The organism is Lysobacter sp. Root76 (assembly GCF_001428685.1).
Taxonomy (GTDB): Bacteria; Pseudomonadota; Gammaproteobacteria; order Xanthomonadales; family Xanthomonadaceae; genus Lysobacter.
Genome location: NZ_LMIK01000005.1, coordinates 267,224 through 291,781 on the forward strand (window position 1 = coordinate 267,224; position 24,558 = coordinate 291,781).

A 24,558-nucleotide genomic window follows, 5' to 3' on the forward strand; every position below is an offset into this window, starting at 1 on the left:
TTCGTTCTTAAGCAACAGCTTCCGCCCGCTGCGCGTGCGGGTCACTTTCTCTTGCTAGCCCAAGAGAAAGTAACCAAAGAGAAGGGCTTGCCTTGACAACCCTCCCGTGCGAGATCGGAGGTGGCGCAGGGATTTTTCGAAGGAACATCCTGTTCCTCGAAAAACGGCGCGCGTCCTGCGCGCCGCCCTTCGGGTCTGAGTGGGGTTGGGCGAGTGCGGGGCATTGGATTTCAATGCCGCGCGCGCGTCCTGCGCGCCGCCCTTCGGGTCTGAGTGGGGTTGGGCGAGTGCGGGGCATTGGATTTCAATGCCGCGGCAACGGCAACGGCAACGGCAACCGCAACCGCAACCGCAACCGCAACCGCAACCGCAACCGCAACCGCAACCGCAACCGCAACCGCAACCGCAACCGCAACCGCGGTACGCGGGTCCCCGCTACGGGGTGTTGGATCGGCTGGAGCGCGAAAGCGTCAGCGCTTTGGAGCTTGCGCGATGCATTCCACTTCCACCCGCGCGTTCATCGCCAGGTCCGATGCGGCCAGCGCGCTGCGCGCCGGATACGGAGTCTGGAAGTGGCGGCGGTAGACCTCGTTGAACGCAGGCCATCCCTTGATGTCGGCCAGGAACACGGTGCACTTGATCACGTCGCGCATCGACGCGCCGTGGCGCTTGAGCACGTCTTCGATGCGCTGCAGGATCCGGTCCGACTCGGCCGCGATGCCGCCGGGCACGAGCTCGTTCTTGCCTTCCGCGGTGCCGATCTGGCCGGACAGGAACAGCAGGTCGCCGCTGCGCACCGCTTCGGAGAACGGCAGCGAGGCGGCGGCGGGATCGGGCGAGCTGAGGAACTCGGGCGGTTCGCCGGCGATGGCGGCAGTGGCGGCGAACAGGGCAGCGACGAAAACGCAGCGCGACAGCACAGTGGGCGCAGGCATGGGCATGTCCGGACGAGGCAGGGAATCGCACCATCGCGCAAGCGCCGTGGCCACGCAATCCCGGATGGTCCGCTGCGGCCGTTCGTCAGCCCGGCGCCGCGATCTGCAGCGACACCCGTTTGCGGCCCTCGGCCACCCATTGCGTTCCGACTTCGCGGAAGCCGAACTTGCCGTGGAAACGGCTGGAGGCTTCGTTGAGCGGTTCGCTGTAGAACTCGCAGGCGACCGCGTCGATACGCTGATCGCGGGCGAAATCGAACAGATCGCGGTAGAGCAGGGCGCCGAGCCCGCGCCCCTGCTGCGCCGCCGACACCACGACCCGGTCGATGTACAGGAAGCGCTGGTAGCGCGCCTGGAACCAGCGGTAGTTCGGGCTGTCGTAGCCGCAGCCTTCACGGAACGCGAGCAGGAATGCGATCACGTCGTCGCCGTCGGCGACCACCCGCTGGTAGGCCGTTTCGGCCAGCAGTTCGCGCAACCGCGCCGCATCCATCGGACTGAGCAGTTCCTCCGATTCCAGGTTCAGCGCCAGCACCGCGGCATGGTCGTCGGGCGCGATATCGCGGATGCGCAGGCGGGTATCGTCGTGCACGGTCATGGTTTCGTATCCGGTCGGTGGCGCGCTCAGCCTTCCAGCAGGGCTTTGATCGCAGCGAAGCCGGCGGTGGCGCGTTCCTGTTTACGCGCCGCATCGGCCACCGGATCGGCGCCGTCGCGTTGCAGTTCGGCCGCCGGCAATTCTTCGATGAAGCGGCTGGGCTGCAGGCGGATGCGGTCGCCCCAGCGCTGGGTTTCGCGCGCATGCGACAGGTACAGCGCTTCCTTGGCACGGGTGATGCCGACGTACATCAGGCGGCGCTCCTCGTCGAGGCGGCCCTCCTCGATGCTGGCCTCGTGCGGCAGGTTGCCGTCCTCGACGCCGACGATGAACACATAGCGGAATTCCAGGCCCTTGGCGCCGTGCAGGCTCATCAGCCGCACCTGGTTGCCGGCCTCGCCCTTGTCGGCGTGCGACAGCAGCGCCAGCTGCGCGGCCAGTTCGCCCGGGCCGGCGCCCTTGCCGCCGTCGAACCAATCGGACAGTTCTTCCAGATTTTCCTTGCGGCGCTGGAAGCTGGCCTCGTCCTTGCACTGGGCGCGGATCGCGGCCAGCAGGCCGCTGCGCTCGGCCAGCACGCGCACCAGTTCGGCCGGGCTGATGCGCTGGGCTTCGCCGCGCAGCGAACGCACGATATTGACGAAGCCGTCGAGCGCATTGGCCGCGCGCGGTTGCAATTGCTTAAGCGCGCCCACCGATTCGGCCGCGCGCGACATCGGCATGTGCGCCTGCTGCGCCAGTTCGGCGAGCTTGGCCAGGGTGGTCGCGCCGACCTCGCGCTTGGGCGAGGTGACCGCGCGCAGGAACGCGGCGTCGTCGTCGGGGTTGGCGATCAGGCGCAGCCAGGACAGCGCGTCCTTGACCTCGTGCCGCTCCAGGAACGCAGTGCCGCCGCTGAGGTGGTAGGGCACGCGCAGCAGCTGCAGGGCCTTTTCCAACGCGCGGCTTTGGTGGTTGCCACGGAACAGGATGCAGAAGTCGCTCCACGGCGCGCTGTGCTTCTGGGCCAGGAAGTGGATCTCGCTGGCGACCTTCTCGGCCTCGTGCGCGCTGTCGCGGCATTCCCAGACCCGGATCCGCTCGCCATCGGCCTGCTCGCTCCACAGGGTCTTGGGGTGCTCGTGCGGGTTGTTGGCGATCAGGGTGTTGGCCGCGCGCAGCACGCGGTTGCTGCAGCGGTAGTTCTGCTCCAGCTTGACGATCTCCAGCGTCGGATAATCCTTGCCCAGCTCCAGCAGATTGTCGGGATTGGCGCCGCGCCAGGCGTAGATCGACTGGTCGTCGTCGCCCACGCAGGTGAACAGGCCGCGGGTGCCGGCCAGGCACTTGAGCAGGCGGTACTGGGCGTCGTTGGTGTCCTGGCATTCGTCCACCAGCAGATAGCCGATGCGCTCGCGCCAGGCCAGCTGCAGGTCTTCGTCGGCTTCCAGCAATTGCACGGGCAGGCGGATCAGGTCGTCGAAATCGACCGCATTGAAGGTGCTCAGGCGCTGCTGGTAGCGCTGGTACAGCAGCGCCGCCTCCATCTCGCGCGGGCTGGTCGCCGCGGCCAGGGCCTCCTCGGGCGACAGGCCGGCGTTCTTGGCGCGCGAAATCAGGTTGCGCATGCCGTCGAGCACGTCCGGCTTGCTGCCAGGCGGCAGCAGGTCCTTGATCTGAGCGGCCGAGTCGTCGCTGTCGAACACGCTGAAGCCGCGCCGCAGCCCGGCCTTGGCGTGGTCGATCTGCAAAAAGCGCAGGCCCAGGGCGTGGAAGGTGCAGATCGTCAGCCCGTCCGCGGCGTCGCCCTTGATGCGCTTGGCGACGCGCTCGCGCATTTCCTTGGCGGCCTTGTTGGTGAAGGTGATCGCCGCGATGCGCTTGGCCGGCATCCGGCCGGAGGCGATCAGGTGGGCGATCTTCTCGACGATCACACGGGTCTTGCCGCTGCCCGCGCCGGCGAGCACGAGCAGGGGGCCATCCGTATGCAGGACAGCAGCGCGTTGGGGGGGATTGAGGCCGTGCATCGTTGTCATCTTTCGGCCGGTCGGCCGGTCTATCTAGCCCATGAGTTTACCCGCTCGGGTCGCCCCGACCCGCTAACCTGTACCCCTGGACCTCCAGAAACGAAAGAAGGAACTGACGCAATGCGTAAGACGATCATGCTGCTGGCCTTGCTGCCGCTGTCGCTGGGGGCCGTCGCGGCCCAGAAGAAGGCCGCGCCGCCGCCGGATCCGACGGAAGACCCGCTGATGCTCAGCTCCGGCTTTCTGACCCACCACCCGGACCTGCGCTATCGCTTGCTCGGACTGGAGGCCTATAAGGAGAAGAAGTTCGAAAAGGCGCTGAAGTTCTTCATGCGCGCTGGTTATTACTCCGACAAGGCCTCGCAGGGCATGGTCGGCGAGATGCTGTGGAACGGCGAAGGCGCCCCCAAAGACCGGGCATTGGGCTATGTCTGGATGGATCTGGCCGCTGAGCGTGGTTACCGCGGCTTCCTGGGCCTGCGCGAGAAGTATTGGGGCGAAATGAGCGAAGCCGAACAGGCGCGCGCGCTGAGCGAAGGCCCGGCCCTCTACGCGGTCAACGGCGACGCCGCCGCGCGCGAACGCCTGAATCGCGAACTGCGCCGCGGACGCCGCCAGACCACGGGCAGCCGTACCGGCTTTACCGGCAACATGCAGATCATCGTGCCCGGCCCCGGCGGCAGCCAGCAGGTCATTTCGGGCACCAAGTTCTACGACGAGCGTTACTGGGACCCGGCGCAGTACGCGCAATGGCACGACCAGATCTGGATGAAGCCGCGCGTCGGCCGGGTCGACGTGGGCGATGTCGAGAAAGTCGAGGCCGGACAGGTCGTAGGCACTCGAATTCAATCGGACGCGCCGAACATCGATGCGCCGGCTCCCGCCGTGCCCGACGAGCCCGCGCCCAAGCCTTAAGTCGGGCCACTCCGCCGCGGCGACCGTCGGTCGCCCGCGGAGCGAAATCGCTGCGCCGGGCATGGTCCCGGCCCGGATTGGGTGCTAAACCGGCCACGGGCGCATCCGCGCCCGTGTTCCGCCGGAGGCATCGTCATGGCGATATCCACGCGCAGTCGATTCGCATTCCTGGCGCTGACCCTGACCGCCGCCTGGGCCGCGTCCGCCGCGCAACCGCTCAAGTTCACCGATGCCAGTTACATGGACATCGACTCCATGGTGCTGGCCGCCAAAGGCCGCCCGAACGAGGAGCACCGTCTCTACGGTCTCAAAGCCTACGTGCAGGGCCGCTACGGTGAGGCCGAAGAGCGTTTCCGCCATGCCGCGCAGTACGCCGACAAATATTCGCAGCATTACCTCAGCCTGATGCGCTGGCACGGTGTGGGCGGCGCCCCCGATCGCGTGCAGGGCTACATCTGGGCCGACCTGGCCGCCGAGCGCGGTTCGCGCCGGCTGCTGGCGATCCGCGAAAAAATGTGGGCCGAACTCACGCCCGAGCAGCGCGCGCAGGTCGAGGCCCAGGGCGGAGACTACTACGCGCGCTACGGCGACGAGGTCGCCAAGCCGCGCGCGGAAAGCCAGATCCGCAGTTTCGCCCGCGACATGACCGGCAGCCGGGTCGGCTACCGCAACCAGGCCATGAACATCTCCGGCGCGCCGGTCAACGGCGCCTTCGCCGTCGACACCGGCAGCAATGCCGCGGCCTATGCCATCGCCGCCGCGGCGACGCCCGACGAGCTCTACGGCAAGGAAGGCGGCCTGCAGCGCCTGGGCGCGTACTGGAATGAACAGGATCGCCTACTCGACCTGGGCACGGTCGAAGTCGGCACGCCGCGCAAGGTAGGAGGGCAGCGCGATCCATGAAGCCGCGCCGACGGCGGCGCATTCCGGCGCCGCCGCCGCCCGTCGTTCATCCGAACCGCACCCGGCGCCGCGCAAGCACGCCCCCGCTGCCCGCGCAATCTCGGAACTTGGGCCGCGGATGCCTACACTAGGCGCATGGCCAAGCTCTATTTCTACTACTCGGCGATGAACGCCGGTAAGACCACCACCCTGCTGCAGTCCGCGCACAATTACCGCGAACGCGGCATGCGGGTGGCGATCCTGACCCCGCGCCTGGACCACCGTGCCGGCAGCGGCACCGTGGCCTCGCGCATCGGCCTGAAAGCCGACGGTATCGGCTTCAACCAGGGCGAAGACCTGGAAGCGCTGATCCGCGCCGACATCGCCGCCCACGGCACCCTGCATTGCGTGCTGGTCGACGAGGCCCAGTTCTTGACCCGCGCACAGGTCTGGCAGCTCAGCGAAGTCGTCGACCAACTGCGCATTCCGGTGCTGTGCTACGGCCTGCGCACCGATTTCCGCGGCGAACTGTTCGAAGGCAGCCAGTACCTGCTGGCCTGGGCCGACGAACTCACCGAGATCAAGACCATCTGCCACAGCGGCAAGAAGGCGACCATGACTGTGCGCGTGGACGAACGCGGCCGCGCGGTCCAGGACGGCCCCCAGGTGGAGATCGGCGGCAACGACCGCTACGTGTCGGTGTCGCGCGCGGAGTACAAGCGAGTGATGCGCGGGGAAGGCACGATCGAGCCGTTGCAGCAGCCGTTGCCGTTGTAGGTTCGGGCTATGGATTTACCGCCTCTCGTTTCCAGCAAGGTGCTCAGCGGCTTGTAACAGCCTCGTACGGGTTGGTTTGCAACCGATTATTGCGTCCAGGCCTTGCTGGGCCGCGCCACCTTCCTCCCTTCGTCGCAGTGTTTGCGATCACCCCACGATAGCCTCCACACTGTGGTTAGGGGAGCCGACCATGTCGGCTTGAGTTCAGGCATCACAGTCCGCGCCGTTCGGCCCGGCGAGAGCAGCTATCGCATGCAATCCCATTTCGCCTCCGCTTCGACGGGCACGGTTTCCGGTGTGCGTCCGTCCCGCATGCGTGCGCGCCTCGCCCACGCGACATTGCCATTGCTGGCCTTGATAACCGGCGCGGTATCGGCCCAAAGCATCACCGCCGAGGCCGAGTATCAGAAGAAGATCCAGGCGGCGTCGACGATCACGGCGGCGAGCGTCGGATTCTTCGGCAACCGCACGACGGATTCGACCGGCAAGACGGAATTCGTGAATGTCGATATCGACGTGCCCGGCAACAGCGATCTGCCCGTACAGCTGGGGCGACGATTGTCCATCGACTGGCTATATCTGCCGGAGCAGCTGGGCGGCTTCGGCAACTGGGATGTCGAGGTCCCGTATATCCAGACGACCGTGTCCAGCAATATGGGATGGTCGATCGACAACCCTTCCTCTCCGAACCGGTACAAGCGCTGCTCTTTCCCTGGGCTGCCGTACGTGGAAGGCCTGTTGGTCAATCCTGAGGAAGTATCTCAGGGCTATCGGCTGCATGTGCCCGGAATGGGCGATGAGCCGATGCTGGTCGACAACACCACGAACATCGACCCCACCAATGGCGCAAGCCATCCCTGGGTGCTCAAGTCGATGGGGCGATTAGGCTGCTTGCCTACCGTGAAGAACGGTTATCCCGGCGAGGGTTTCTATCTGCTCGCCACCGATGGCGTGAAGTACTACTTCGACTACCCGGTCGAACGGACGGCGCTCACGGTGCGCAAAGGGCCCAAGGGAATCCCGGGCTACAACATGGCGCGCAAGAACATCTATTTGCTGGCGAGCCGCGTCGAGGACAGGTTCGGCAACTATGTGGACTACACCTACACGAATGGGCAGCTGACCGGAATTTCCGCTAACGACGGACGACAGATTTCGGTGCAGTACGGCGCAAACTCCGTAACGGCGACCAGCCACGGCCGCACGTGGACGTATGCGCTGCAGAACGGGCACCTGACAACGGTTACGAATCCCGATGGCTCGACCTGGCAATACTCGCCGTATGGTTTTGGCGGGATCTACAACGAGCCGCAGTCCGACTCGCTAGGCCTGTCGTATTTTGATCCGGGCAACATGTGTTTAACCGAATCGGATCGCGGCCGCTATGCGGGCGAGTTTCCTTTTACGGTCAAGCACCCAAGCGGAGCGAACGCAACGTTCCAGTTCGACGGACATCGCTTCTATCGCAGCCGGGTTCCTTACCTTTGCTTCATCGACTTCTTCGACCATGAAGTGAAGGTTTCCGGTGGAACAATCGACTTTACGGCTTCGGTCCTTTGGACGAAGGTGTATGAAATGTCGATGGCTGGAATAAGTTGGGCCGCAACGCTCCAGGGGGTCGACAACTACGAAGCGCAGGGCACGACCGAAGACTTCATTAGTGTGTCCGGTTATGCCCGAATCGGGACGCCGAACTACTTCGACGTCTACTCCTTAAAATCACTGGTGGTATCAGGGCCTGGCACTGCTACAGCGACGACCTCGTATACCTACGGAGAGGAAAGCTATCCCTATTGCGGTATCTACGACCATCAGACAGGTTTGCCTTCCGGCGTAGGTTGCAACCAGGACCCCTGCGCGGACGGCTCTTGCGACGGTGTGGGGCGTTTGACCACGATCACCCTTCCTACTGGAACCGTAGTCAAGAAGCGATTTGGTGTCATCTTCGAAAAGAACGAAGGTGAATTGCTGAGCGAGCAAGTTTTTAGTTCCAGTGGCACGCAGATGCAGCGGGCCGACTACGCCTATGTCCAGGACGAGGAAATGGGGCAGCAGCCCTTCCCGGACGAGGCCGGGTTCGGTTTCCATGATCGGATGGAATCCAAGCTGCGCCCGCTGGTCTCCACCGTGCTGCAGCGCGATGGTGTCACCTATTCCAATATCGTCGACAGCTTCGACCAATTCGCACGCCCGGTATCGGTGACCCGCTCCAGCAATATCAATTACGGGTACAGCCGCAGCGACGTCACGACTTATCACGACAACCTGTCGAAGTGGGTGCTGGGGCAGGTGGCCTCCGTCACTACTGCCGGGTTGGTGCCCACGCAGACCGACTACGACAGCGCCACGGCATTGCCGATCCGCAACTACGCCTTCGGCAACCTGGTGCAGACCGTGACCTACAATCCCGACGGCACCGTCGCTACGGTCAAGGACAGCAACAACCACATCACCATGATGTCGGACTGGAAGCGCGGCGTCCCCAGGACTGTTCAATACCCTGCCACGCCCGAAGCGCCAGGCGGCAGCACCGAGACCGCAGTCGTCAACGACGCAGGTTGGGTTACCTCGGCGAGCGATGAGAACGGCTATGCCACGGCTTACGGTTACGACAGCATGGGGCGCGTATCCACGGTGACATACCCAACAGACGATTCGGTGCTCTGGAACAGCACGACGAGTTCTTTCGTGCAAGTGAATCAGACGGAGATGGGGGTCCCGGCTGGCCATTGGCGCCAGATAGTGCTGCAGGGCAACTACGAAAAAGTGACCCTCTTCGATGCGCTGCTGCGGCCGGTGCTCCAATACGAGCGCGACATTGCCAGCAACGATCAGACCTACAAGATCACTATCAATGGCTACGATCAGGAAGGCCGGCAGACCTTCGCTTCGTACCCGCGGAACCCCTATGCGGACGGCAACTGGGCGATCAATACCGGCATCTACACGTCATACGATGCGCTGGGTCGCGTGATCAAGGTCGAGCAGGACTCCGAGCTCGGCGCACGTCTGGCTACCACCACCACATATCAACTCGGTGGCGATATCACGGTCACCAATCCGCGCGGTAAAGCGACTCGGACCCGCTACGCGGCCTGGGATAAGCCGAGCACCGATTATCCGATCGAGGTTTTCCATCCTGAAGGTGCGTTTACTCAGATCGTGCGCGACGCGCTGTTGCGGCCTGTCCAGACCCGTCGCACCGAGGTGGCGCCATGAGCCCCGGTCTCTCGATTGACACGAATGTTGGGTCTTTCGCATCGCGAGCTAAGAAACTTATGAGCGGAGTCGACCAGTACCTCCATTCGCAAGTGGTTGCCGCTGGGTTTGCGAGGTCTCTGATGGTCAGAGGCTTCTTGGTGCTGTCGTTGATGCTGACGGGCCTTGGCTTTGCGCATGCGGCCAATGGCCATTGGATCCGCATAGCGAGCCCGACCAACGGCGCATCGTTTCCGGTACCCGGCAACGTCTTCATCAGCATCGAGGGCGGAAGCACGGATCCCAATCAGACGGTCGAAGATATCTTCGTCCAGGTCAACGACGAGCCCGTCCAGAACAACACGTCGCTGCAGAACCTGGCGCCGGGCACGTACAATATCTATGCATCCGGGATCGCGTACAGCGGCGGTCAGGCGCTGCTGGACCCTGTCGAAGTGTCGGGTCAGTTCGTCGTCACCGCTGCGCCGGCGCACAACGCTCAATTCATCGCGCAGACGGTGCCGGCCGCAATGGCGGCTGGCCAGTCCTACGCCGTCTCCGTGCAGATGAAGAATACGGGCACAGCGACCTGGACGGCGGCGGATTCGTATCGGCTCGGCTCGCAGAATCCGGCCGACAACACCAAGTGGGGCAGTTCTCGGGTCTCGTTGTCTGGCAGCGTGGCGCCAGGCCAGACGGCGACGTTCAATTTCACGGTGCAAGCGCCGAATGGTGCCGGCAGCCACAACTTCCAGTGGCGGATGCTGAAAGACGGCAGCGACTGGTTCGGCGAGCTCAGCCCTAACCTCTCGATCGCGGTGACCTCCGGCTCGCTTTCTGCGACACCGAACCCGTGCTCCATCCCGAGCGGAAGTTCGACCTGCTCCAGCAGCATCGGTTGGGTGTCCAGCGCCGCCAATGCCCAGGTCTGGGTGACGGGTTTGGACAACGCCAACCCACAACTCTTCGCGAGCGCCAAGAGCGGCTCGCAAGCGGCTTCGTGGATCAATGCCGGCGGTGTGCGTTTCCATCTCAAGAGCGGCGCCTTGACCCTGGACACCATCGATGTGGTGGGTCAGCTCGCGGCCAATGTCGCTCCATCGGTGCAACTGACCGCGCCGGTCGGCGGACAGGTATTCCCATCCGCCGGCGCGGTCAGCTTGAAGGCGACGGCATCGGATCCGGATAACGGAGTGCAGCGGGTCGAGTTCTACGTCGACGGAGTCAAGGTAGGCGAGGATTCCAGTGCGCCCTACACTGCCAATTGGAGCTCAACGGCGGGCGGGCATTCGCTCACGGCGGTCGCGATCGACCCTCTGAATGCGCAGACGACTTCGGCGGCCGTTGGTATCAGCGTCAGTTCGCCGCCGCCCGTTGCGACAGGTGGTGTGGGGCGTTACTACGTCTACAACAACGACCCGGCATATGGCGCCGATCAGAGCTTATGCAAGGTGATCGAGCCGGAAACCGGCGCTACTGTGATGCGGTACGACAGCGCGGGCAATCTGATGTGGTCCGCATCCGGCTTGAACTTGCCGAGCACGACCAGCTGCGATTTTGCGGCGGCCTATGGATCCGGTCGTCGCTCCGATCGCCTGTACGACGCTCGCAACCGGGTGACCGATCAGTCGTTCCCGGACGGTAACGGCAATCAGCATTGGGGCTACACACCTGATGGCCTGCCGCATCAAGTACGGACTTGGAACGATGCCGGTACCACCATCGTCGATACCGTCTACACCTACAACAAGCGTCGCCTGCTGACCAAGGAGTCCTTGCTGAGGCCGTACGAATGGGCCATCGGCTATGGCTACGATCAGAACGGTAACCTGGCAGCGCAGACCTACCCGACTGGTCTGGCGCTGGCCTATGTCCCTAACGCTCTGGGTCAACCGACCCAGGTGGGAACGACGTCAACCAGTAGCACTTCGGGTACCTACGCTACCGGCGTGGGTTATTACCCCAACGGCGCGATCAAGCAGTTCACCTATGGCAACGGCATTGTGCACACCATGGTGCAAAACGCTCGCCTGCTGCCCCAGACCACGCAGGACGGCAGCGTGGTGGGTTTCACCAACCTCTATGACGCCAACGGCAACACCACGTTGATCGACGACTTAGCGCAGGGCCAGAGCTTCAAGCGCTACCTGAGTTACGACGACCTCGATCGCCTGACGGCAGCTGGCTCAGCAATGTTCGGCGGAACCACGCATTACATCAACTACACCTACGACGCCTTAGACAACATTCGCACCGTAAGCCATCCCGGTGTGCGTGAGCATAGCTATTGGTACGACGCCAACAATCGTTTGACGAATGTCCAGGCTCCCAGCGGCGCGACGGTCGTAGGTATGGGTTATGACGTACAGGGTAATCTCGGCAACAAGAATGGCCAGCTGTACACCTACGACTACGGCAATCGTCTGCGCCGGGTGCTGGGTAAGGAAAGCTATCGCTACGACAGTCTCGGCCGCCGATCGGAGTCGGCCAATGACGACGGCTCCTTGCATGTTTTCCAGTACAGCCAAGCGGGGCAGCTGCTGTTCAGTTCCAAGGTCTCGTCCGCCGGTGTTCAGACAACGTACGAGAACGTCTATCTGTCCGGCAGCTTGATCGCGACGATCGACCATAACTGGCCGAGCAATACCGTCATCGCGACCAAGTACCACCATACCGACGCATTGGGCAGCCCGGTCGCGGTCACCGACACGAGTGGTACGGTGATCGAGCGGACGAACTACGAACCCTACGGTAGTGCAATTAATAAGACGGTCGATGGCATTGGTTATGTAGGTCATGTTATGGACCGTGAAACCGGTTTGACTTACATGCAGCAACGCTACTATGACCCCGCAATTGGGCGTTTTTTGAGCGCTGACCCGGTTTCGGTAGATGCAGGTTCCGGTCGTAACTTCAATAGATACAGTTACGCCAATAACAATCCATATGGCTACTATGATCCCGATGGGCGCCAGTCCATTAAAAGCGCTTATATTCGACTGAGGGCAAGCGTCACCAACTTTTCTAAGGGGATGGGAAAGGAAACGTTTGACGCAGTCGCAGAGGATGCATTTAACTCGACGCCCAGTTCACTGGCGGTTCCTGCTTATCCCGGAGAGTTCTCATTTGCCGAACAATGCGGGTGCGCATATCGTTCTCCGTTCTCGGCAACTAAGAATAATGAAGAGCAGTTCGGTAGAGATATGGCTCCCGCAGCGGCCGTTATGCTTGCTTTGTTTGGAAAAAGAGCGTCCGCCTCAGGTCCTCGGATAATGCGGTCAATGGGGGCTGCCGTTAACCGTGGAATGTCTTTCTCTAGGGCGCAATTGCAAAGCAAGTTCAAGCACGCAGGTGATTTTGGCGTGAGCAGCGGATGGAATCGCGAGGCGGGAGCTTTGTTTGAGCAGGCACTTAGGAGCCACGTCGATGCTGAGGGCACATTGGTCATACAAGGTACGTATAGGTGGGTGAATGATGTTACTCATTTTTATAATCCTTCTACTGGATTAAACATTATGCGGGATGCAGACATGAATTTCGTATCTGGGTGGCGCCTTAGTCCACGCCAGCAGGCCGACATCATGGAGAGCGGAAATGTCTACTAATGAAATTAAGGCAAGTGACGCCATTCAGCTTATGGAGGTCTTTGTTCGTGGAAAGATGACGATCGAAGAGTTTTCTTTCGAATATCAAAAATGGTGGAAGCGCGCACGCGACATGAATTATTTTTCTGGGCTCAGTCCTTACTTGCAAAGAGCGCTTGACGTTGTTTTTACGAGCATTGAACACGCGGGCGAAGGCTCGATGGATCACATAAGCACAGAGGCGGCGTGCAAGCTTGAGGTCCGTGTTGCCTTGAGTATTGTTGTTGGTATCGAGTAAGGCCTTGCTTCAGCTAAGGCGATGAAAGCGATTCTTGATCTTTGCGAGGCTCGCACAGTTGGCGGGCAGAGAATGTGGCGCCATTCAAGATAGTTCCAAAACTCTATGCCTTGAACCTGCCGCTATGCGTTGAATGACGTAGTAGCTGCGGATGGTTACCCACACGCCGCCCGAATCCCATCAATCTCCCGCCCAATCGCACTCCCATCCGGCCGCTGCGTAGCCAAGGTGCGATGCAGGACGTCGAGCCGCTCGCGCGCCTGCTCGCGCGCAGGACCGTCGCAGCGCACGCGCGCGGCGTAGGCCTGGGCCAGCCAGCCGATCTTGCGCAGTTCGATATCGGCGTTCGGCAGCGCCGATAACGCATCCAGTTGCGCCAGTGCGTCGAGGTCGCCGGCCAGGGCCTGCGGATACGCCAGGCTGAGTTCGGCGCGGCGGGTGTGGGAGTGCGCGGCGCCGTAGCCGCTGCGGGTCTGGCGCACGGCTTCGCCGAGCATGGCCAGGCCGCGGTCGCGGTCGCCCAGGGCCAACAGGACTTCGCCTTCGAGGCGGTCGGTGTCGCCCAGCAGCGGGTGGTCGACGCCGTAGCGCGTGTCGCGCAGTTGGCGCGATTCGCGCAGCAGGGTCAGGGCTTCGCGGTCGCGGCCCTGTTCGTGCAGCACCATCGCCAGGTTGAACAGGGTGCCGGACAGGCGGCCGGTGTCGCCGTGTTTGCGGGCGATCTCGATCGCGCGCCGCAGCGCGGCCACGGCATCCGACAGTTGGCCGCGTTCCCAGGCGATCACGCCCAGGCTGTTGTAGGTCGCGCTGAGGTCGGTGTGGTCGGCGCCCAGGCGCGCGGTCAGCAGGTCGCGGATTTCGCGGAATTCGTTCTCGGCCAGGGCGAAACGGCCCTGGTCGACGTGGATCGCCGCGACTTGCCGGCGCGCGGACAGGGTGGTCGGATGTTGCGCGCCGTTGACCTCCAGGGCGATCGCCAGCGCGTTCTGCGCTTCGCGTTCGGAGGCGTCGACCTGGCCCAGGTCGCGCAGGCGGGCGGCGATGTTCCAGCCGATTTCGACCAGCAGCGGGTGCTTCTCGCCGCCGCTCTGGCGCAGTTGCTCGCGTGCGCGCTCGAAAGCTTCGAGTGCGGCGCGGGTTTCGCCGACGTCGGCCTGCAGGCCGGCGAGGTCCATCAGGTTCTCGACTTCGCCGGCCTGGTTGTGCAGCACTTCGCGGCGCAGCGCCAGCGAGCGTTCGAACAGCAGGCGCGCGCTCTGGCGCTCGCCGTTGATGCGGCGGCAGCGGCCGAGTTGCGAATAGAACTCGGCGGCCTGGGTCGGCAGTTGCGCCTGTTCGCGCCGGGCCTGGTCGGCCCAGGGCTGCATCAGGTCGATGCAGGCGCGCGCTTCGCCCAGCAACCGCAGCACTTGGCCGCGCTGGGTCAGCGATTCCAGCTGCAGGCTGCTGGGGACGTCGTCGGTGAGTTCGAGGATGCCGGCCTGGCGGTCGAGCAGGGTCTTGGCTTCGTTGTAGTCGCCCAGGCCGGTGCGCAGGCGCGCGACCACGCCTAGCAGTTCGGCGCGCGCGCGCGGCTGGCGCGCGAGCTCGCGGTTGCCGCGCGCGACCGAGGCGTCGAGCAGGCCGCGCAGGTCCAGCGCTTCGCCCTCCGGGGTGCCGCGCGCGTTCTCGAACAGGCCGACCATGAAGTCCTGCATGGCCTGCGCGCGGCTGGCTTCGCGCACGGCCTGGCGCGCCTGCCAGGCGACGATCGCCAGCGCCGCGGCCAGTACCACGGTCACCAGGGTGCCGGTCGCCAGCGCCCAGCGGTGGCGCAGCACGTATTTGTGGAAGCGGTAGCCCAGGCTCTGCGCGCGTGCCTGCACCGGGCGTCCGGCGCCGAAGCGCTGCAGGTCCAGGGCCAGGGCTTCGACCGAGGGATAGCGTTGCTCGGGCCGTTTCGACAGGGTCTTGAGGACGATGTTGTCGAGATCGCCGGCGAGCTGGCGCGCGTGCCGGCGCAGCGCGGCGCTGTCCGGCGGCGGGCCTTCCTCGCCGGTGCTCTCGGCGTTGCGCAGCACGGTCTGCGACGGCCGCAGCGGGTCGGCGGCGAGGATCGCTTCTTCCCACTCGGCGTCGGTCTGGCGCTTGAGCCGGTAGGGTTTGGTCCCGGTCAGCAGTTCGTACAGCACCACGCCCAGCGAGTAGACGTCGGTCATGGTGGTGACCGGCTCGCCGCGCACCTGTTCCGGCGCGGCGTAGTGCAGGGTGAAGGCGCGCATGCCGGTGCGGGTCTGCTCGGGCACCGGGGCGTCGCTGTCGAGCAGCTTGGCGATGCCGAAGTCGAGCAGGCGCACGTCGCCGCCGGGCGTGACCATGATGTTCGACGGCTTCAGGTCGCGGTGCACGATCAGGTTGGCGTGGGCGTGGCTGACCGCGTCGCAGATCTGCTGGAACATGTGCAGCCGCTTGTCCAGCGGCGTGGACTGGTTGCGGCAGTAGTCGGTGATCGGTTCGCCTTCGACGTATTCCAGCGCGAGGTAGGGCAGGCCGTCGGTGCTGATGCCGGCGTCGAGCAGGCGCGCGATGTGCGGATGGGCGAGGCGGGCGAGGATCTGGCGCTCGCGGGTGAAGCGGATGCGCAGGTTGGTGTCGGCCAGGCCGGGACGCAGCAGTTTCAGCGCGACCCGGCGCTGGTACAGGCCGTCGGCGCGCGAGGCCAGCCAGACCTGGCCCATGCCGCCTTCGCCGAGCATGCTTTCCAGCCGGTAGGGGCCGACCGTGCTGCCGACGCGCACACCGGCCAATGCAGCGACCAGCGGTTCGGCGAGGAAGTCCTCGTGGCCTTCCTCCAGCGCGATCAGGGTCTGCAGTTCGTCGGCGAGCGCGGGGTCTTCATCGCGAAGTTCGCCCAGGCGCGCCGCCCGCGCCGGCGGATCGAGCTCGAACAGCGCGTCGAGCAGGGGGGACAGCCGTTGCCAACGCTCGGCGTCCATGGGCGGCGGCGCTCAGCTGTCTTTGAGCGACGCCAGCAGGAACAGGCGGGCCTTCTGCCAGTCGCGGCGGATGCTGCGCTCCGAGCGCTGCAGCAGGGCGGCGATCTCCAGCTCCGACAGTCCGGCGAAGTAGCGCAACTCGACCACGTGGGCCAGGCGCTGATCGACCGCGGCCAGCTTGGTCAGCGCGGTGTCCAGGCCGAGGGTTTCCTCGTCCAGGCGCAGGCCGCCTTCGACGTCGTCGGGCAGTTCGGTAACCCGGTGCAGGTCGCCGCCGCGCTTCTGCGCCAGGCGCTGGCGCGCGTAATCCACGACCACGCTGCGCATGGCCGAGGCGGCATAGGCGAAGAAATGGGCGCGGTCGTCGAATTGCGCCTCGCGGCGCCCGACCAGCTTGAGGTAGGCCTCGTGCACCAGCGCGGTCGCGTCCAGGGTCTGGCCGTGCTGGCCGGCGAGCTGGCGCCGCGCCATGGTGTGCAGTTCCTGGTACAGGGTGGCCAGAACGCTGTCCAGCGCGCCCCGATCGCCCTCGCGCGCGGCGTCCAACAGCAGGGTGATGTCAGCGCTTTCGGCCATCGTGTTCCCCGGGGCAAGGCGCGACTATAACGTGTTGATCTTAGCCCGGCGTATTCACCGGTTGGCATCAAAATTGCCCAGAAGGGCATGCCAAGTCAACGTTGGCAGTGACCGCACCAGACGGTGGTGCGCTGGCCGACCGAGGCCTGTTTCAGGGCCCGGCCGCAGCGCGGGCAGGGTTCGCCGCCGCGGCCGTAGGCGGCCAGTTCCTGCTCGAAGTAGCCCGGTGCGCCGTCCGGGCTGATGAAATCGCGCAGGGTGGTGCCGCCGCGCTGGATCGCATAGCCCAGGATGGTCTTGATCGCCCCGGCCAGTTCGCCGTAGCGCTCGCGCGCGACCTTGCCGGCCGCGCGCAGCGGCGAGACTCCGGCCGCGAACAGGGCCTCGGCGACGTAGATGTTGCCGACCCCGACCACCACGCGCTGGTCCATCAGGAAGGTCTTCACCGGCGCCTTGCGGCCGCGGCTGAGCTCGAACAGGTAGTCGCCGTCGAAGTCGTCCGACAGCGGTTCCGGGCCGAGGTCGCGCAGCAGTTCGTGGGTCTCGCCGGGGCGCTGCCAGAGCAGGCAGCCGAAGCGGCGCGGGTCGTTGAAGCGCAGCACGCGGTCGGAATCCAGCAGCAGGTCGACGTGGTCGTGGGCGCGTACCGGGGAATCGGCCGGCAGCACGCGCAGGCTGCCGGACATGCCCAGGTGCAGCAGGGCGCTGCCGGCGGCGGTGTCCAGCAACAGGTACTTGGCGCGGCGGCGCACCGCGTCGATGCGCTGGCCGGGCAGGTCGGTCTCGATTTCGTGCGGGATCGGCCAGCGCAGGTCGGGCCGGCGCAGGATCGCGGCGACCACGTCGCGGCCTTCCAGGTGCGGCGCCAGGCCGCGGCGGGTGGTTTCGACTTCGGGGAGTTCGGGCATGGCGCAAGCGTACTATCGTCGTGCCGGCACGCCAGCGCGCGATGCGCACCGGCCGCCGCCGCCGGAGGTTCCGTGCTCGATCCTGCCGTGCCCGATCCCGCCATACCCGCCGCCGCCGCGCAGGCCGCGCCCGCGCTGGCGCTGCGCGGCTACCTCCTGGCCGAACTCGACGCCGCCATCGCCCAACTCGCCCGCCGCGGCGGCGCGCTGCACGAGGGCGTGCACCTGGCGCGCAAGAGCCTGCGTCGCGCCCGCGCGACCCTGGCCCTGGGCGGCGCGGCGCTGGGCCCCGGCGCGCCCCTGATCGACCGCGAGCTGCGCCGGCTCAACACCGGTCTGTCGGCGCTGCGCGATGCGCACGCCCTGGTCGAAACCCTGGACCGCCTCATCGCCCGCGATGCCGACGCCGACACGCTGGGCCTGTTGCGGCGCGCCCGCCGGGTCGCGGCGGGCGCACGCGCCGAGCATGCGCGCCAGGCGCGGCTGGCCGATCCCGGCTTGCAGGGCCGTCGCAGCATGCTGGCGGTGCTGCGCGCCGGCGTCGCTGCGCTGGATTGGCCTGCCTTGCAGGTCGCCGCCCTGGAGCAGGCGATCGCCGACAGCCGCGAGCGCCTGGACCGCGCCGGCCGGCGCGCCCGTGCCGACGGCAACGACGAGGCCTGGCATCGCTGGCGCCGTCGTGCCCGCCGGCTGTCGCAGCAGCGGCGGGCGCTGAAGGCGGCGGGGGTAGAGGTGCACGCGCCGGACCTGGACAAGCACACCGCCGAGCGGCTCGGCCTCGCCCAGGACCTGGCCCTGCTGCTGGACCATTGCGGCCGCCGCTCGCCCTTCGCCGCCGCCGACCGGGCGGCGCTGCGGCGCTACGGTCGGGCCCAGCAGGCGCGCGCCCGCAAGCGCATCGTCGCGGCCCTGGCCGAGGCGGACACCCGCAACGGCGTCCGCGAAGAAGCTCCGGTCCCGAGCGATGGCCGAACTTGAGCGAAATTGCCGCGGCCAACTTCGCAAATCGCCGAAATTGCCTGGGCGGACCCCCGCAAAGCCGGCGCCGCGCCGGCGGCCCGGGCCTGCCCTCCGTCCGCCACTATCCAGGCTGAAGCCGTTGGTCCGCGGAGGGCCCCGCGGTGCTTGCGTACAGGCCCGGCGACCCCCATCACAGAACCAGCCCGTACCGGCGCGAACGGTATGGCCGCGGTGGCATCATCCCGCGCGGGAGGTGCTTCCTGCGCCTCCCCTCCGGCTCCCTTCCTTCCATGGGCCGGTCGTCCGTTACGGAGTTCCATTCCATGCTCGCTTCATTGCTCGACTTCCTCGCCGGCGGCCTGATCCAGGCCAGCTTCTGGGAACTCGCCTTCTATTTCCTGGCGGTCACCCAGCTCACCATCATGTCGGTGACGCTGTACCTGCACCGCTCGATGGCGCACCGCTCGGTCGACTTCCATCCCGCGCTCGCCCACCTGTTCCGCTTCTGGACCTGGTTGACGACCTCGATGATCACCAAGGAGTGGGCCGCGATCCATCGCAAGCACCACGCCAAGTGCGAGACCGAAGAAGACCCGCATAGCCCGCAGTTCAAGGGCATCGACACGGTGATGTGGCGCGGCGTGGAGCTCTACCGCGAAGCGCGCGGCGAGCGCGAGGACATCGAGAAGTACGGCAAGGGCTGCCCGGACGACTGGATCGAACGCCATCTGTACACCCCGCACGCGACCAAGGGCCCGACCCTGCTGCTGCTGATCAGCTTCGCCCTGTTCGGCTTCGCCGGCGTGGCGATCTGGGCGCTGCAGATGCTGTGGATCCCGTTCTGGGCCGCCGGCGTGGTCAACGGTCTCGGCCACTGGTGGGGCTACCGCAATTTCGAAACCACCGACACCGCGACCAATCTGACCCCCTGGGGTTTCTGGATCGGCGGCGAAGAGCTGCACAACAACCACCACGCGTTCCCGAGTTCGGCCAAGTTCGCTCTGCGCAAGTGGGAGTTCGACATCGGCTGGACCGTGATCCGCGGCCTGCAGGCCGTGCGCCTGGCCAAGGTGCTGCGCGTGGCGCCGTCGCTGGACGTGCGTCCGAACATCGCCATGCCCGACGCCGAAACGCTCAAGGCGCTGCTCGCGATCCGCTTCCAGGCCATGACCGACTACTACCGCAGCGTCACCCTGCCGGCGCTGCGCGAGGAAGCCGGCAATGCCGGCGACCGCATGCGCGCGCTGCCGCGCAAGTTGCGCAAGGGCTTGGCCGACGGCGGCCGCTGGCTCGACGGCGACGCCCGCGAGCGTCTGCAGAACTGGGTCGCCGAGCGTCCGCGCATGGCCACCCTGGCCGATTTCCGCCAGCGTCTGGCCCAGGTGCTCGACGACCGTTCGCACGACGCCCAGGCCACGCTGCAGAAGCTGCATGCCTGGTGCGCCGAGGCCGAAGCCAGCGGCATTCAGGCGCTGCAGGCTTTCTCCGCACGCCTCAAGGGCTACGCGCTGGCGCCCGCGCGCGCCTGATCCGCACCTCGTAATTGCAATCCCGAAAGCCCGCGCAGCGATGCGCGGGCTTTTCGTTTTTGCGCTGCGCCTGGCGCGATCTTCACACCGAAGTCTCACTGTGGCCGCGTCGGTTGCGGCGCTCGCATCGGCGGTGTTAGCTTCGATGCCAGGACGCGATCCGCGCTGCAAGCGCGCGATACGCAGGCGAAGGCCACAGGGAGGTGCGTGCATGCGCAGGGAGAGCTATGCCTATGTCGCTTTGGCGCTGGCCTGCGCCTTGGTCGTCATGCTGGGCGTGCAGAACCGCCAGCTGCGCAGCGACTATGCCGCTCTGATCGTCGAAGGCGCCAAGCCGCGCGTCGGCGCCTGGTTGCCCGATACCCAAGCAAAAACGCTCGCCGGCGAATCCGTCGTGCTCGGCCGCGCCTCCGGCGACCGCCAGGTGCTGTACTTCTTCGATCCCAGCTGCCCGGTCTGCGAAGCCTCGGTGCCCGCGATTCTCGATCTGGGCCGCGCCTTGCAGCGCCACGATCCGGCGCGGGTGCAGATGCTCGGCGTCGCCCGCCCGGACGCGCCCGGCCTGGGCGCCTATCTGCGCGCGCGCGGCTTCGGCTTCCCGGTCGCGCTGTCGACGCCGAAGATCCGCGCGCTGTTCAACGTCAACGTGGTGCCGCTGCTGGTCGTGGTCGACCGCGACGGCCGCGTCGTGTACTCGCACGTCGGAAAAATCGATACCAAGGAGCAGGTGCCCACCATCTTGACCGCGTTGCATGCCACGGAAAGGCAGGTCGCGGTTCAGTCACTAGGGAGAGAGCGATGAAGGTTTTGTCGAAGCGTCTGAAGGCGGTCGTGTTCGCGATCGCGATTGTCGGCACCCTGGGTTTCGGCGCCGCGCAGGCGTTCGGTACCGACCCGGATACCGGTTGCCCGACCAAGCCGGGCTGCAAGTACGGCGGGCTCCGCACCGGCGGCTGCTGCCAGCTGCCGTAATCAGTTTCTGTTCCAGCTCCCCCAGGGCGATCCCCTGTATCGCCCGCGCGTGGCCGGCCCTCGTGGCCGGCCATGCGTTCTGCGCAGCGCGCCTTCAGGCTGAATCGCATCCCACGCCGGCCGCGCCCAGGCTTGTCTGCGACGCGCGCGCGCGTCAGGCTGCGCACACCCCTGGCACCGTCTCCTCGCGCATGCGCCGTCCGCTTACCGCCCTCGCGTTTTGTCTGCCCCTGCTGCTGCCCGCGCTGGCCGCGGCCCAGGTCCGCTCCACCGGCGACTATCTGTCGCGCATGGACGGCGACGGCGACGGCAAGGTCTCGCTGGTCGAATACCAGGACTGGCTGAGCTACGGCTTCGATGCGATGGACAAGAACCGCAACGGCGTACTCGAGGTCGACGAGTTCCCGCCCAGCCGCCGCAGCGCCCAGAACGCGCTCACCCGCGAACAGCACCGGGCGCAACTGGCCGAGACCTTCCGCAAGCAGGACCGCAACCGCGACGGTTCGCTGGACGCACGCGAACTGGCCTCGCCGCCGCAGTAGACTCGCTCCGCCTATCGCCTGCTGAGGTCGTCCATGAGCGGATTCCGTCGTCTGCTGGTTTCGATCGCCTTGTCGAGCGCTTTCGCCGCGCCGCCGCTGCGCGCGGCCGATACGCCCCAGGTCGCCAGTCAATCCTGCTTCCTGCTCTACGAAGTCGGCGTCGGCGAATTGCGCCGCGATCCGGCCCAGGCCTGCACGCAGCGCTACAGCCCGGCCTCCACCTTCAAGGTGCCGCACGCCCTGTTCGCCTTGGACGCGGGCGTGGTCTCCGGCCCCGACGAGCGCATGGCTTTCGACGGCCAGGGCGATTGGCCGGCTTCGTCGCGGCGCGACCACGACCTGGCCTCGGCGATGCGCAATTCGGTGGTGTGGTACTTCCAGCGCATCGCGGAACGGCTCGGCGCGCAGCGCGAGACCGACTACCTGCGCAAGATCCACTACGGCAACGAGGACGCCAGCGGCGCGCTGACCCGATTCTGGCTCGGCGACAGCCTGACGATCTCGCCGCAGGAACAGCAGCGCTTCCTGCTCGATCTCTATGCCGGCCGTCTGCCGCTGTCCAAGCGCGCGGTCGCCCAGGTCAAGGCGATGCTGGTGCAGCCGCAGGGCCGGGTCGTCAATGCGATGGGCGAGCACGCGTTCGCCGCGCCCTGGCCGGCCGGCACCGTGCTCAGCGCCAAGACCGGATCGACCAGTGACCGCGAACGCCGCGGTGTGCGCTGGCTGATCGGCCACGTCCAGCGCGGCCGGCGTTCCTACGTGTTCGTCAGTTGCGTCGTCGGCGCGCGCGATCTCGACGCCAACGCCGCGATCGACCTGGCCGCGCGCGGCCTGCACGACGCCAAGGTGCTGTAGCGCGGCTCAGTCGCAGCCGTCGCGTTCGCCGTCGAAATAGGTCTCGGCGACGCGGCCGTCTGCGCCGATGCGTTGGATCGACAGGCGCTCGTCGTGGGCCTTGACCACGATCCAGTCGTCCGCGCCTTGCTGCGCGTAGGCCGCGACCTGACCGTCGCCGCTCAGCAATGCGGCGCCGACCTGCGGCACGCGGGCGTAATGGCTCAGCAGGCGTGCGTCCAGGGCTTGGTAGTTCGGAATCGGCCGGCGCAGACCGAGCACGCTGCCGTCGCGCGCGAACATCAGATCCAGTCGCGGCACCGGCGGATCGCCGGTCGCGCTCATGGCGTGGCCGCTGAGCGTGTCCTTGATCTCGCGGTCGGGCAGCAGGCGCAGGAAGGCGTCGATCGGACCGCCCGGCGTCGCCCGCGACACCCAGCAGCCGCGCACGAAGTCGATGTCGTCGGCGGCCATGGCCGGCGTGGCATGGAGCACGGCGAGCAGCAGTGCGGCGCGGATGGGGTTCATGGCGCGGCTCCGGAATCTGCGCAAACCTTAGCACCCGCCTGGACGCGCGATTTGACGCGTCTGCGCACTTTCCTGGGCGCGGTTCAGCGCCGCGCTGGTGCGTTGCTGGTGCCGGCGCGCCTTGGCGACGTTGCCGCAGGTGGCCATGTCGCACCAGCGGCGGCGGCCGTTCTTGGAGCTGTCGATGAACACCCAGCCGCAGTCGTGGCCGTCGCAGATGCGCAGGCGGTCGAGCTGGGCGTCCTTGAGCAGGTCGATCGCGTGCGCGGTGACCACATGCGCGATCAGGTCCGGCCCCGAGCGCTCGACCGACCACTCGGCCAGCAGGCGGCCCTTGCGGGCGACCAGACGGGCGGCGGACGAGGCGGCCAGGCGCGCCTTGTCCAAGGTCGCCAGATCGTCGGCCGCCGGCGGTGTGTCCTGTGCCAGCGCGTACAGGATCGCGCACAGCGCTTCGCGCAGGCTCTTGCAGCGGTTCAAGGCGGTGGCGGCCTTGGCCGGCTCGGCGTTCGCCAGTTCCTCCAGCTTGGCCAGATCGGCGCGCGCGTAGTGACCGGACTGCCGCGCCCAGCGCAGCAGTGCGTCGTAATCGTCCAGCCAGTCGCGCGGTTGGGTGTCGCGCGCGGTGACGGTATTCGCCAGGTCGAGGGCGAGATGGCCGGCGACCAGGTCGGCGGGCTGGAAGGCGTGGTGTTCGATGCGCATGCGTAACCTGCTAAGCGATATTGACAGGTTATGCCCGCGGGCATATAACCGTCAAAATTGTATTTAAAGGTTCAGCGTCGTGGGGCCGGAAGCTGCGTCTCGCACGCTCGCGCCCTTGCTGGCCAGTCCCAAGGCGATCGGATTGGAACTGACGATCTACGACCCGGACCTCGACCCGGACGGCGTCTACGGCGCGCGTCTGGCGCGGACCGTCGAGGCCGCGTTCGCGGAGAGCGGACGCTTCGCGCTGCCCACGGATCAGCCGCGCGGAAATGCAGCCGCGGGCGGGCGACGCTAAGCGTCGTCGAAACTGCAGGGCAGGGGCGCCTCGTCGATGTCCTGGTAGGCCTCGGGCCGGAAGCGCGGCGAACAGATCGCCAGGAACACCAGGTCGCCGTGGCCCAGGTTGGCGATGCGCTGGCGGCAGTCCGGCGGGATCAGCACCACGTCGCCGGGCCCGACCTCCTGCGGCGGCAGTTCGCCGACTTCCACCCGGCCCAGGCCTTCGGCGATCACGTAGCGTTCGGTGGTCCCGCTCAGCCGGTGCCAACGCGTGGTCACGCCGGGCGCAACCCGCGCCCGCGCGATCGAGACCTCCGGATCGTCGGCGTGGTTGGACAGCTCGACGATGTGGCACTGCTCGGAGATGTAGAACTCGGTGCTGGGGTCGTAGCGATGGATCGACGGTTTCATGGCGGGGTCCGGGCCGGGTCTGAGTTCGGGCGCAGCCGCGGCGTCGCGCGACTGCGGCCAGTGTTGGGTTCCGCTGGCGATCCCGCAATCGCGGCGGCGCTGTGGGCAGTGCACCGGTCGAGCCGGGTGCCGGCCTCATCCTG

At 66.2% G+C, this 24,558-nt stretch carries 22 protein-coding genes; 13 read left to right on the forward strand and 9 right to left on the reverse strand.

All coding sequences use genetic code 11. From position 1 onward, the window contains the following. Positions 1-470 precede the first annotated feature (470 nt). The 3 genes from ASE10_RS08555 to ASE10_RS08565 all read right to left on the reverse strand — a co-directional run bounded on the left by ASE10_RS08555 (position 471) and on the right by ASE10_RS08565 (position 3,539). Positions 471-935: a Rid family hydrolase gene (locus ASE10_RS08555; protein WP_082586080.1), complete on the reverse strand. Its 465-nt coding sequence runs from the start codon at positions 933-935 to the stop codon at positions 471-473. An 85-nt stretch (positions 936-1,020) separates the two neighbouring features. Next, positions 1,021-1,533, reverse strand: coding sequence for a GNAT family N-acetyltransferase (locus ASE10_RS08560; RefSeq protein WP_055907390.1), 513 nt, complete (start codon positions 1,531-1,533; stop codon positions 1,021-1,023). Positions 1,534-1,559: 26 nt separating this feature from the next. Next, positions 1,560-3,539, reverse strand: coding sequence for a UvrD-helicase domain-containing protein (locus ASE10_RS08565; protein WP_056097690.1), 1,980 nt, complete (start codon positions 3,537-3,539; stop codon positions 1,560-1,562). 120 nt (positions 3,540-3,659) lie between these two features. On the opposite strand from ASE10_RS08565, the gene ASE10_RS08570 reads away from it, so the two are divergent. From ASE10_RS08570 to ASE10_RS08595, 6 genes are all read left to right on the forward strand, one after another. Further along, positions 3,660-4,454, forward strand: a complete 795-nt coding sequence (locus ASE10_RS08570; RefSeq protein ID WP_055907396.1) for a sel1 repeat family protein — start codon at positions 3,660-3,662, stop codon at positions 4,452-4,454. Positions 4,455-4,589: 135 nt separating this feature from the next. Further along, the gene (locus tag ASE10_RS08575) at positions 4,590-5,357 is read left to right on the forward strand and encodes a hypothetical protein (RefSeq protein WP_055907399.1); all 768 of its coding nucleotides are present in this window, start codon (positions 4,590-4,592) and stop codon (positions 5,355-5,357) included. A 135-nt stretch (positions 5,358-5,492) separates the two neighbouring features. Continuing rightward, complete coding sequence (locus ASE10_RS08580; protein ID WP_055907402.1) at positions 5,493-6,113, forward strand: thymidine kinase; 621 nt, start codon at positions 5,493-5,495, stop codon at positions 6,111-6,113. 252 nt (positions 6,114-6,365) lie between these two features. Beyond that, positions 6,366-9,332 (forward strand): RHS repeat protein, encoded by a 2,967-nt coding sequence (locus ASE10_RS08585; protein WP_082559849.1) that lies wholly within the window; start codon positions 6,366-6,368, stop codon positions 9,330-9,332. Between the two features lie 59 nt (positions 9,333-9,391). After that, complete coding sequence (locus tag ASE10_RS19585; RefSeq protein ID WP_162250466.1) at positions 9,392-12,916, forward strand: colicin D domain-containing protein; 3,525 nt, start codon at positions 9,392-9,394, stop codon at positions 12,914-12,916. Beyond that, a complete protein-coding gene (locus tag ASE10_RS08595) occupies positions 12,906-13,193 on the forward strand; it encodes a colicin immunity domain-containing protein (protein WP_157480813.1) in 288 nt (95 codons plus the stop codon). The genes ASE10_RS19585 and ASE10_RS08595 overlap by 11 nt, the downstream gene beginning before the upstream one ends. Positions 13,194-13,348: 155 nt before the next feature. Here the strand turns inward: ASE10_RS08595 and ASE10_RS08600 are convergent, their stop codons facing one another. From ASE10_RS08600 to mutM, 3 genes are all read right to left on the reverse strand, one after another. After that, positions 13,349-16,168: a serine/threonine-protein kinase gene (locus ASE10_RS08600; protein ID WP_055907410.1), complete on the reverse strand. Its 2,820-nt coding sequence runs from the start codon at positions 16,166-16,168 to the stop codon at positions 13,349-13,351. A 12-nt stretch (positions 16,169-16,180) separates the two neighbouring features. Further along, positions 16,181-16,744, reverse strand: coding sequence for an ECF-type sigma factor (locus tag ASE10_RS08605; RefSeq protein WP_055907413.1), 564 nt, complete (start codon positions 16,742-16,744; stop codon positions 16,181-16,183). 95 nt (positions 16,745-16,839) lie between these two features. Beyond that, positions 16,840-17,652 carry a bifunctional DNA-formamidopyrimidine glycosylase/DNA-(apurinic or apyrimidinic site) lyase gene (gene mutM, locus ASE10_RS08610; protein ID WP_055907417.1) on the reverse strand — a complete coding sequence of 271 codons (813 nt, stop codon included), beginning with the start codon at positions 17,650-17,652 and terminating at the stop codon, positions 16,840-16,842. Positions 17,653-17,724: 72 nt separating this feature from the next. Here mutM and ASE10_RS08615 point away from each other — a divergent pair, with 72 nt between their 5' ends. From ASE10_RS08615 to ASE10_RS08635, 6 genes are all read left to right on the forward strand, one after another. Next, a complete protein-coding gene (locus ASE10_RS08615) occupies positions 17,725-18,630 on the forward strand; it encodes a CHAD domain-containing protein (protein WP_056306765.1) in 906 nt (301 codons plus the stop codon). Between the two features lie 305 nt (positions 18,631-18,935). Beyond that, complete coding sequence (locus ASE10_RS08620; RefSeq protein WP_055907424.1) at positions 18,936-20,141, forward strand: fatty acid desaturase; 1,206 nt, start codon at positions 18,936-18,938, stop codon at positions 20,139-20,141. A 211-nt stretch (positions 20,142-20,352) separates the two neighbouring features. Continuing rightward, a complete protein-coding gene (locus ASE10_RS19590) occupies positions 20,353-20,943 on the forward strand; it encodes a redoxin domain-containing protein (RefSeq protein ID WP_162250467.1) in 591 nt (196 codons plus the stop codon). After that, positions 20,940-21,113, forward strand: a complete 174-nt coding sequence (locus tag ASE10_RS20100; RefSeq protein ID WP_156087506.1) for a hypothetical protein — start codon at positions 20,940-20,942, stop codon at positions 21,111-21,113. The genes ASE10_RS19590 and ASE10_RS20100 overlap by 4 nt, the downstream gene beginning before the upstream one ends. A gap of 191 nt (positions 21,114-21,304) precedes the next feature. After that, positions 21,305-21,655, forward strand: coding sequence for an EF-hand domain-containing protein (locus ASE10_RS08630; RefSeq protein ID WP_055907430.1), 351 nt, complete (start codon positions 21,305-21,307; stop codon positions 21,653-21,655). 33 nt (positions 21,656-21,688) lie between these two features. Further along, positions 21,689-22,510 (forward strand): penicillin-binding transpeptidase domain-containing protein, encoded by an 822-nt coding sequence (locus ASE10_RS08635; RefSeq protein ID WP_055907433.1) that lies wholly within the window; start codon positions 21,689-21,691, stop codon positions 22,508-22,510. Between the two features lie 6 nt (positions 22,511-22,516). Here the strand turns inward: ASE10_RS08635 and ASE10_RS08640 are convergent, their stop codons facing one another. Further along, on the reverse strand, positions 22,517-23,017 hold the full coding sequence (locus ASE10_RS08640) for a hypothetical protein (RefSeq protein ID WP_055907436.1): 501 nt from the start codon (positions 23,015-23,017) through the stop codon (positions 22,517-22,519). 27 nt (positions 23,018-23,044) lie between these two features. Continuing rightward, positions 23,045-23,722, reverse strand: coding sequence for a CGNR zinc finger domain-containing protein (locus ASE10_RS08645; protein ID WP_056304706.1), 678 nt, complete (start codon positions 23,720-23,722; stop codon positions 23,045-23,047). Positions 23,723-23,864: 142 nt separating this feature from the next. On the opposite strand from ASE10_RS08645, the gene ASE10_RS20735 reads away from it, so the two are divergent. Then, positions 23,865-24,020 carry a hypothetical protein gene (locus ASE10_RS20735; RefSeq protein ID WP_156087507.1) on the forward strand — a complete coding sequence of 52 codons (156 nt, stop codon included), beginning with the start codon at positions 23,865-23,867 and terminating at the stop codon, positions 24,018-24,020. Here the strand turns inward: ASE10_RS20735 and ASE10_RS08650 are convergent. Beyond that, entirely contained in the window at positions 24,017-24,415 is a 399-nt protein-coding gene (locus ASE10_RS08650; RefSeq protein ID WP_055907446.1) for a cupin domain-containing protein, read from the reverse strand. The genes ASE10_RS20735 and ASE10_RS08650 overlap by 4 nt on opposite strands. Positions 24,416-24,558: the final 143 nt, after the last annotated feature.

Coding starts and splice junctions, on each gene's coding strand:
- ASE10_RS08555 (WP_082586080.1), bottom strand. CDS start 935: ATGCCTGCGCCCACTGTGCTGTCGCGCTGCGTTTTCGTCGCTGCCCTG.
- ASE10_RS08560 (WP_055907390.1), bottom strand. CDS start 1,533: ATGACCGTGCACGACGATACCCGCCTGCGCATCCGCGATATCGCGCCC.
- ASE10_RS08565 (WP_056097690.1), bottom strand. CDS start 3,539: ATGCACGGCCTCAATCCCCCCCAACGCGCTGCTGTCCTGCATACGGAT.
- ASE10_RS08570 (WP_055907396.1), top strand. CDS start 3,660: ATGCGTAAGACGATCATGCTGCTGGCCTTGCTGCCGCTGTCGCTGGGG.
- ASE10_RS08575 (WP_055907399.1), top strand. CDS start 4,590: ATGGCGATATCCACGCGCAGTCGATTCGCATTCCTGGCGCTGACCCTG.
- ASE10_RS08580 (WP_055907402.1), top strand. CDS start 5,493: ATGGCCAAGCTCTATTTCTACTACTCGGCGATGAACGCCGGTAAGACC.
- ASE10_RS08585 (WP_082559849.1), top strand. CDS start 6,366: ATGCAATCCCATTTCGCCTCCGCTTCGACGGGCACGGTTTCCGGTGTG.
- ASE10_RS19585 (WP_162250466.1), top strand. CDS start 9,392: ATGAGCGGAGTCGACCAGTACCTCCATTCGCAAGTGGTTGCCGCTGGG.
- ASE10_RS08595 (WP_157480813.1), top strand. CDS start 12,906: ATGTCTACTAATGAAATTAAGGCAAGTGACGCCATTCAGCTTATGGAG.
- ASE10_RS08600 (WP_055907410.1), bottom strand. CDS start 16,168: ATGGACGCCGAGCGTTGGCAACGGCTGTCCCCCCTGCTCGACGCGCTG.
- ASE10_RS08605 (WP_055907413.1), bottom strand. CDS start 16,744: ATGGCCGAAAGCGCTGACATCACCCTGCTGTTGGACGCCGCGCGCGAG.
- mutM (WP_055907417.1), bottom strand. CDS start 17,652: ATGCCCGAACTCCCCGAAGTCGAAACCACCCGCCGCGGCCTGGCGCCG.
- ASE10_RS08620 (WP_055907424.1), top strand. CDS start 18,936: ATGCTCGCTTCATTGCTCGACTTCCTCGCCGGCGGCCTGATCCAGGCC.
- ASE10_RS19590 (WP_162250467.1), top strand. CDS start 20,353: ATGCGCAGGGAGAGCTATGCCTATGTCGCTTTGGCGCTGGCCTGCGCC.
- ASE10_RS20100 (WP_156087506.1), top strand. CDS start 20,940: ATGAAGGTTTTGTCGAAGCGTCTGAAGGCGGTCGTGTTCGCGATCGCG.
- ASE10_RS08630 (WP_055907430.1), top strand. CDS start 21,305: ATGCGCCGTCCGCTTACCGCCCTCGCGTTTTGTCTGCCCCTGCTGCTG.
- ASE10_RS08635 (WP_055907433.1), top strand. CDS start 21,689: ATGAGCGGATTCCGTCGTCTGCTGGTTTCGATCGCCTTGTCGAGCGCT.
- ASE10_RS08640 (WP_055907436.1), bottom strand. CDS start 23,017: ATGAACCCCATCCGCGCCGCACTGCTGCTCGCCGTGCTCCATGCCACG.
- ASE10_RS08645 (WP_056304706.1), bottom strand. CDS start 23,722: ATGCGCATCGAACACCACGCCTTCCAGCCCGCCGACCTGGTCGCCGGC.
- ASE10_RS08650 (WP_055907446.1), bottom strand. CDS start 24,415: ATGAAACCGTCGATCCATCGCTACGACCCCAGCACCGAGTTCTACATC.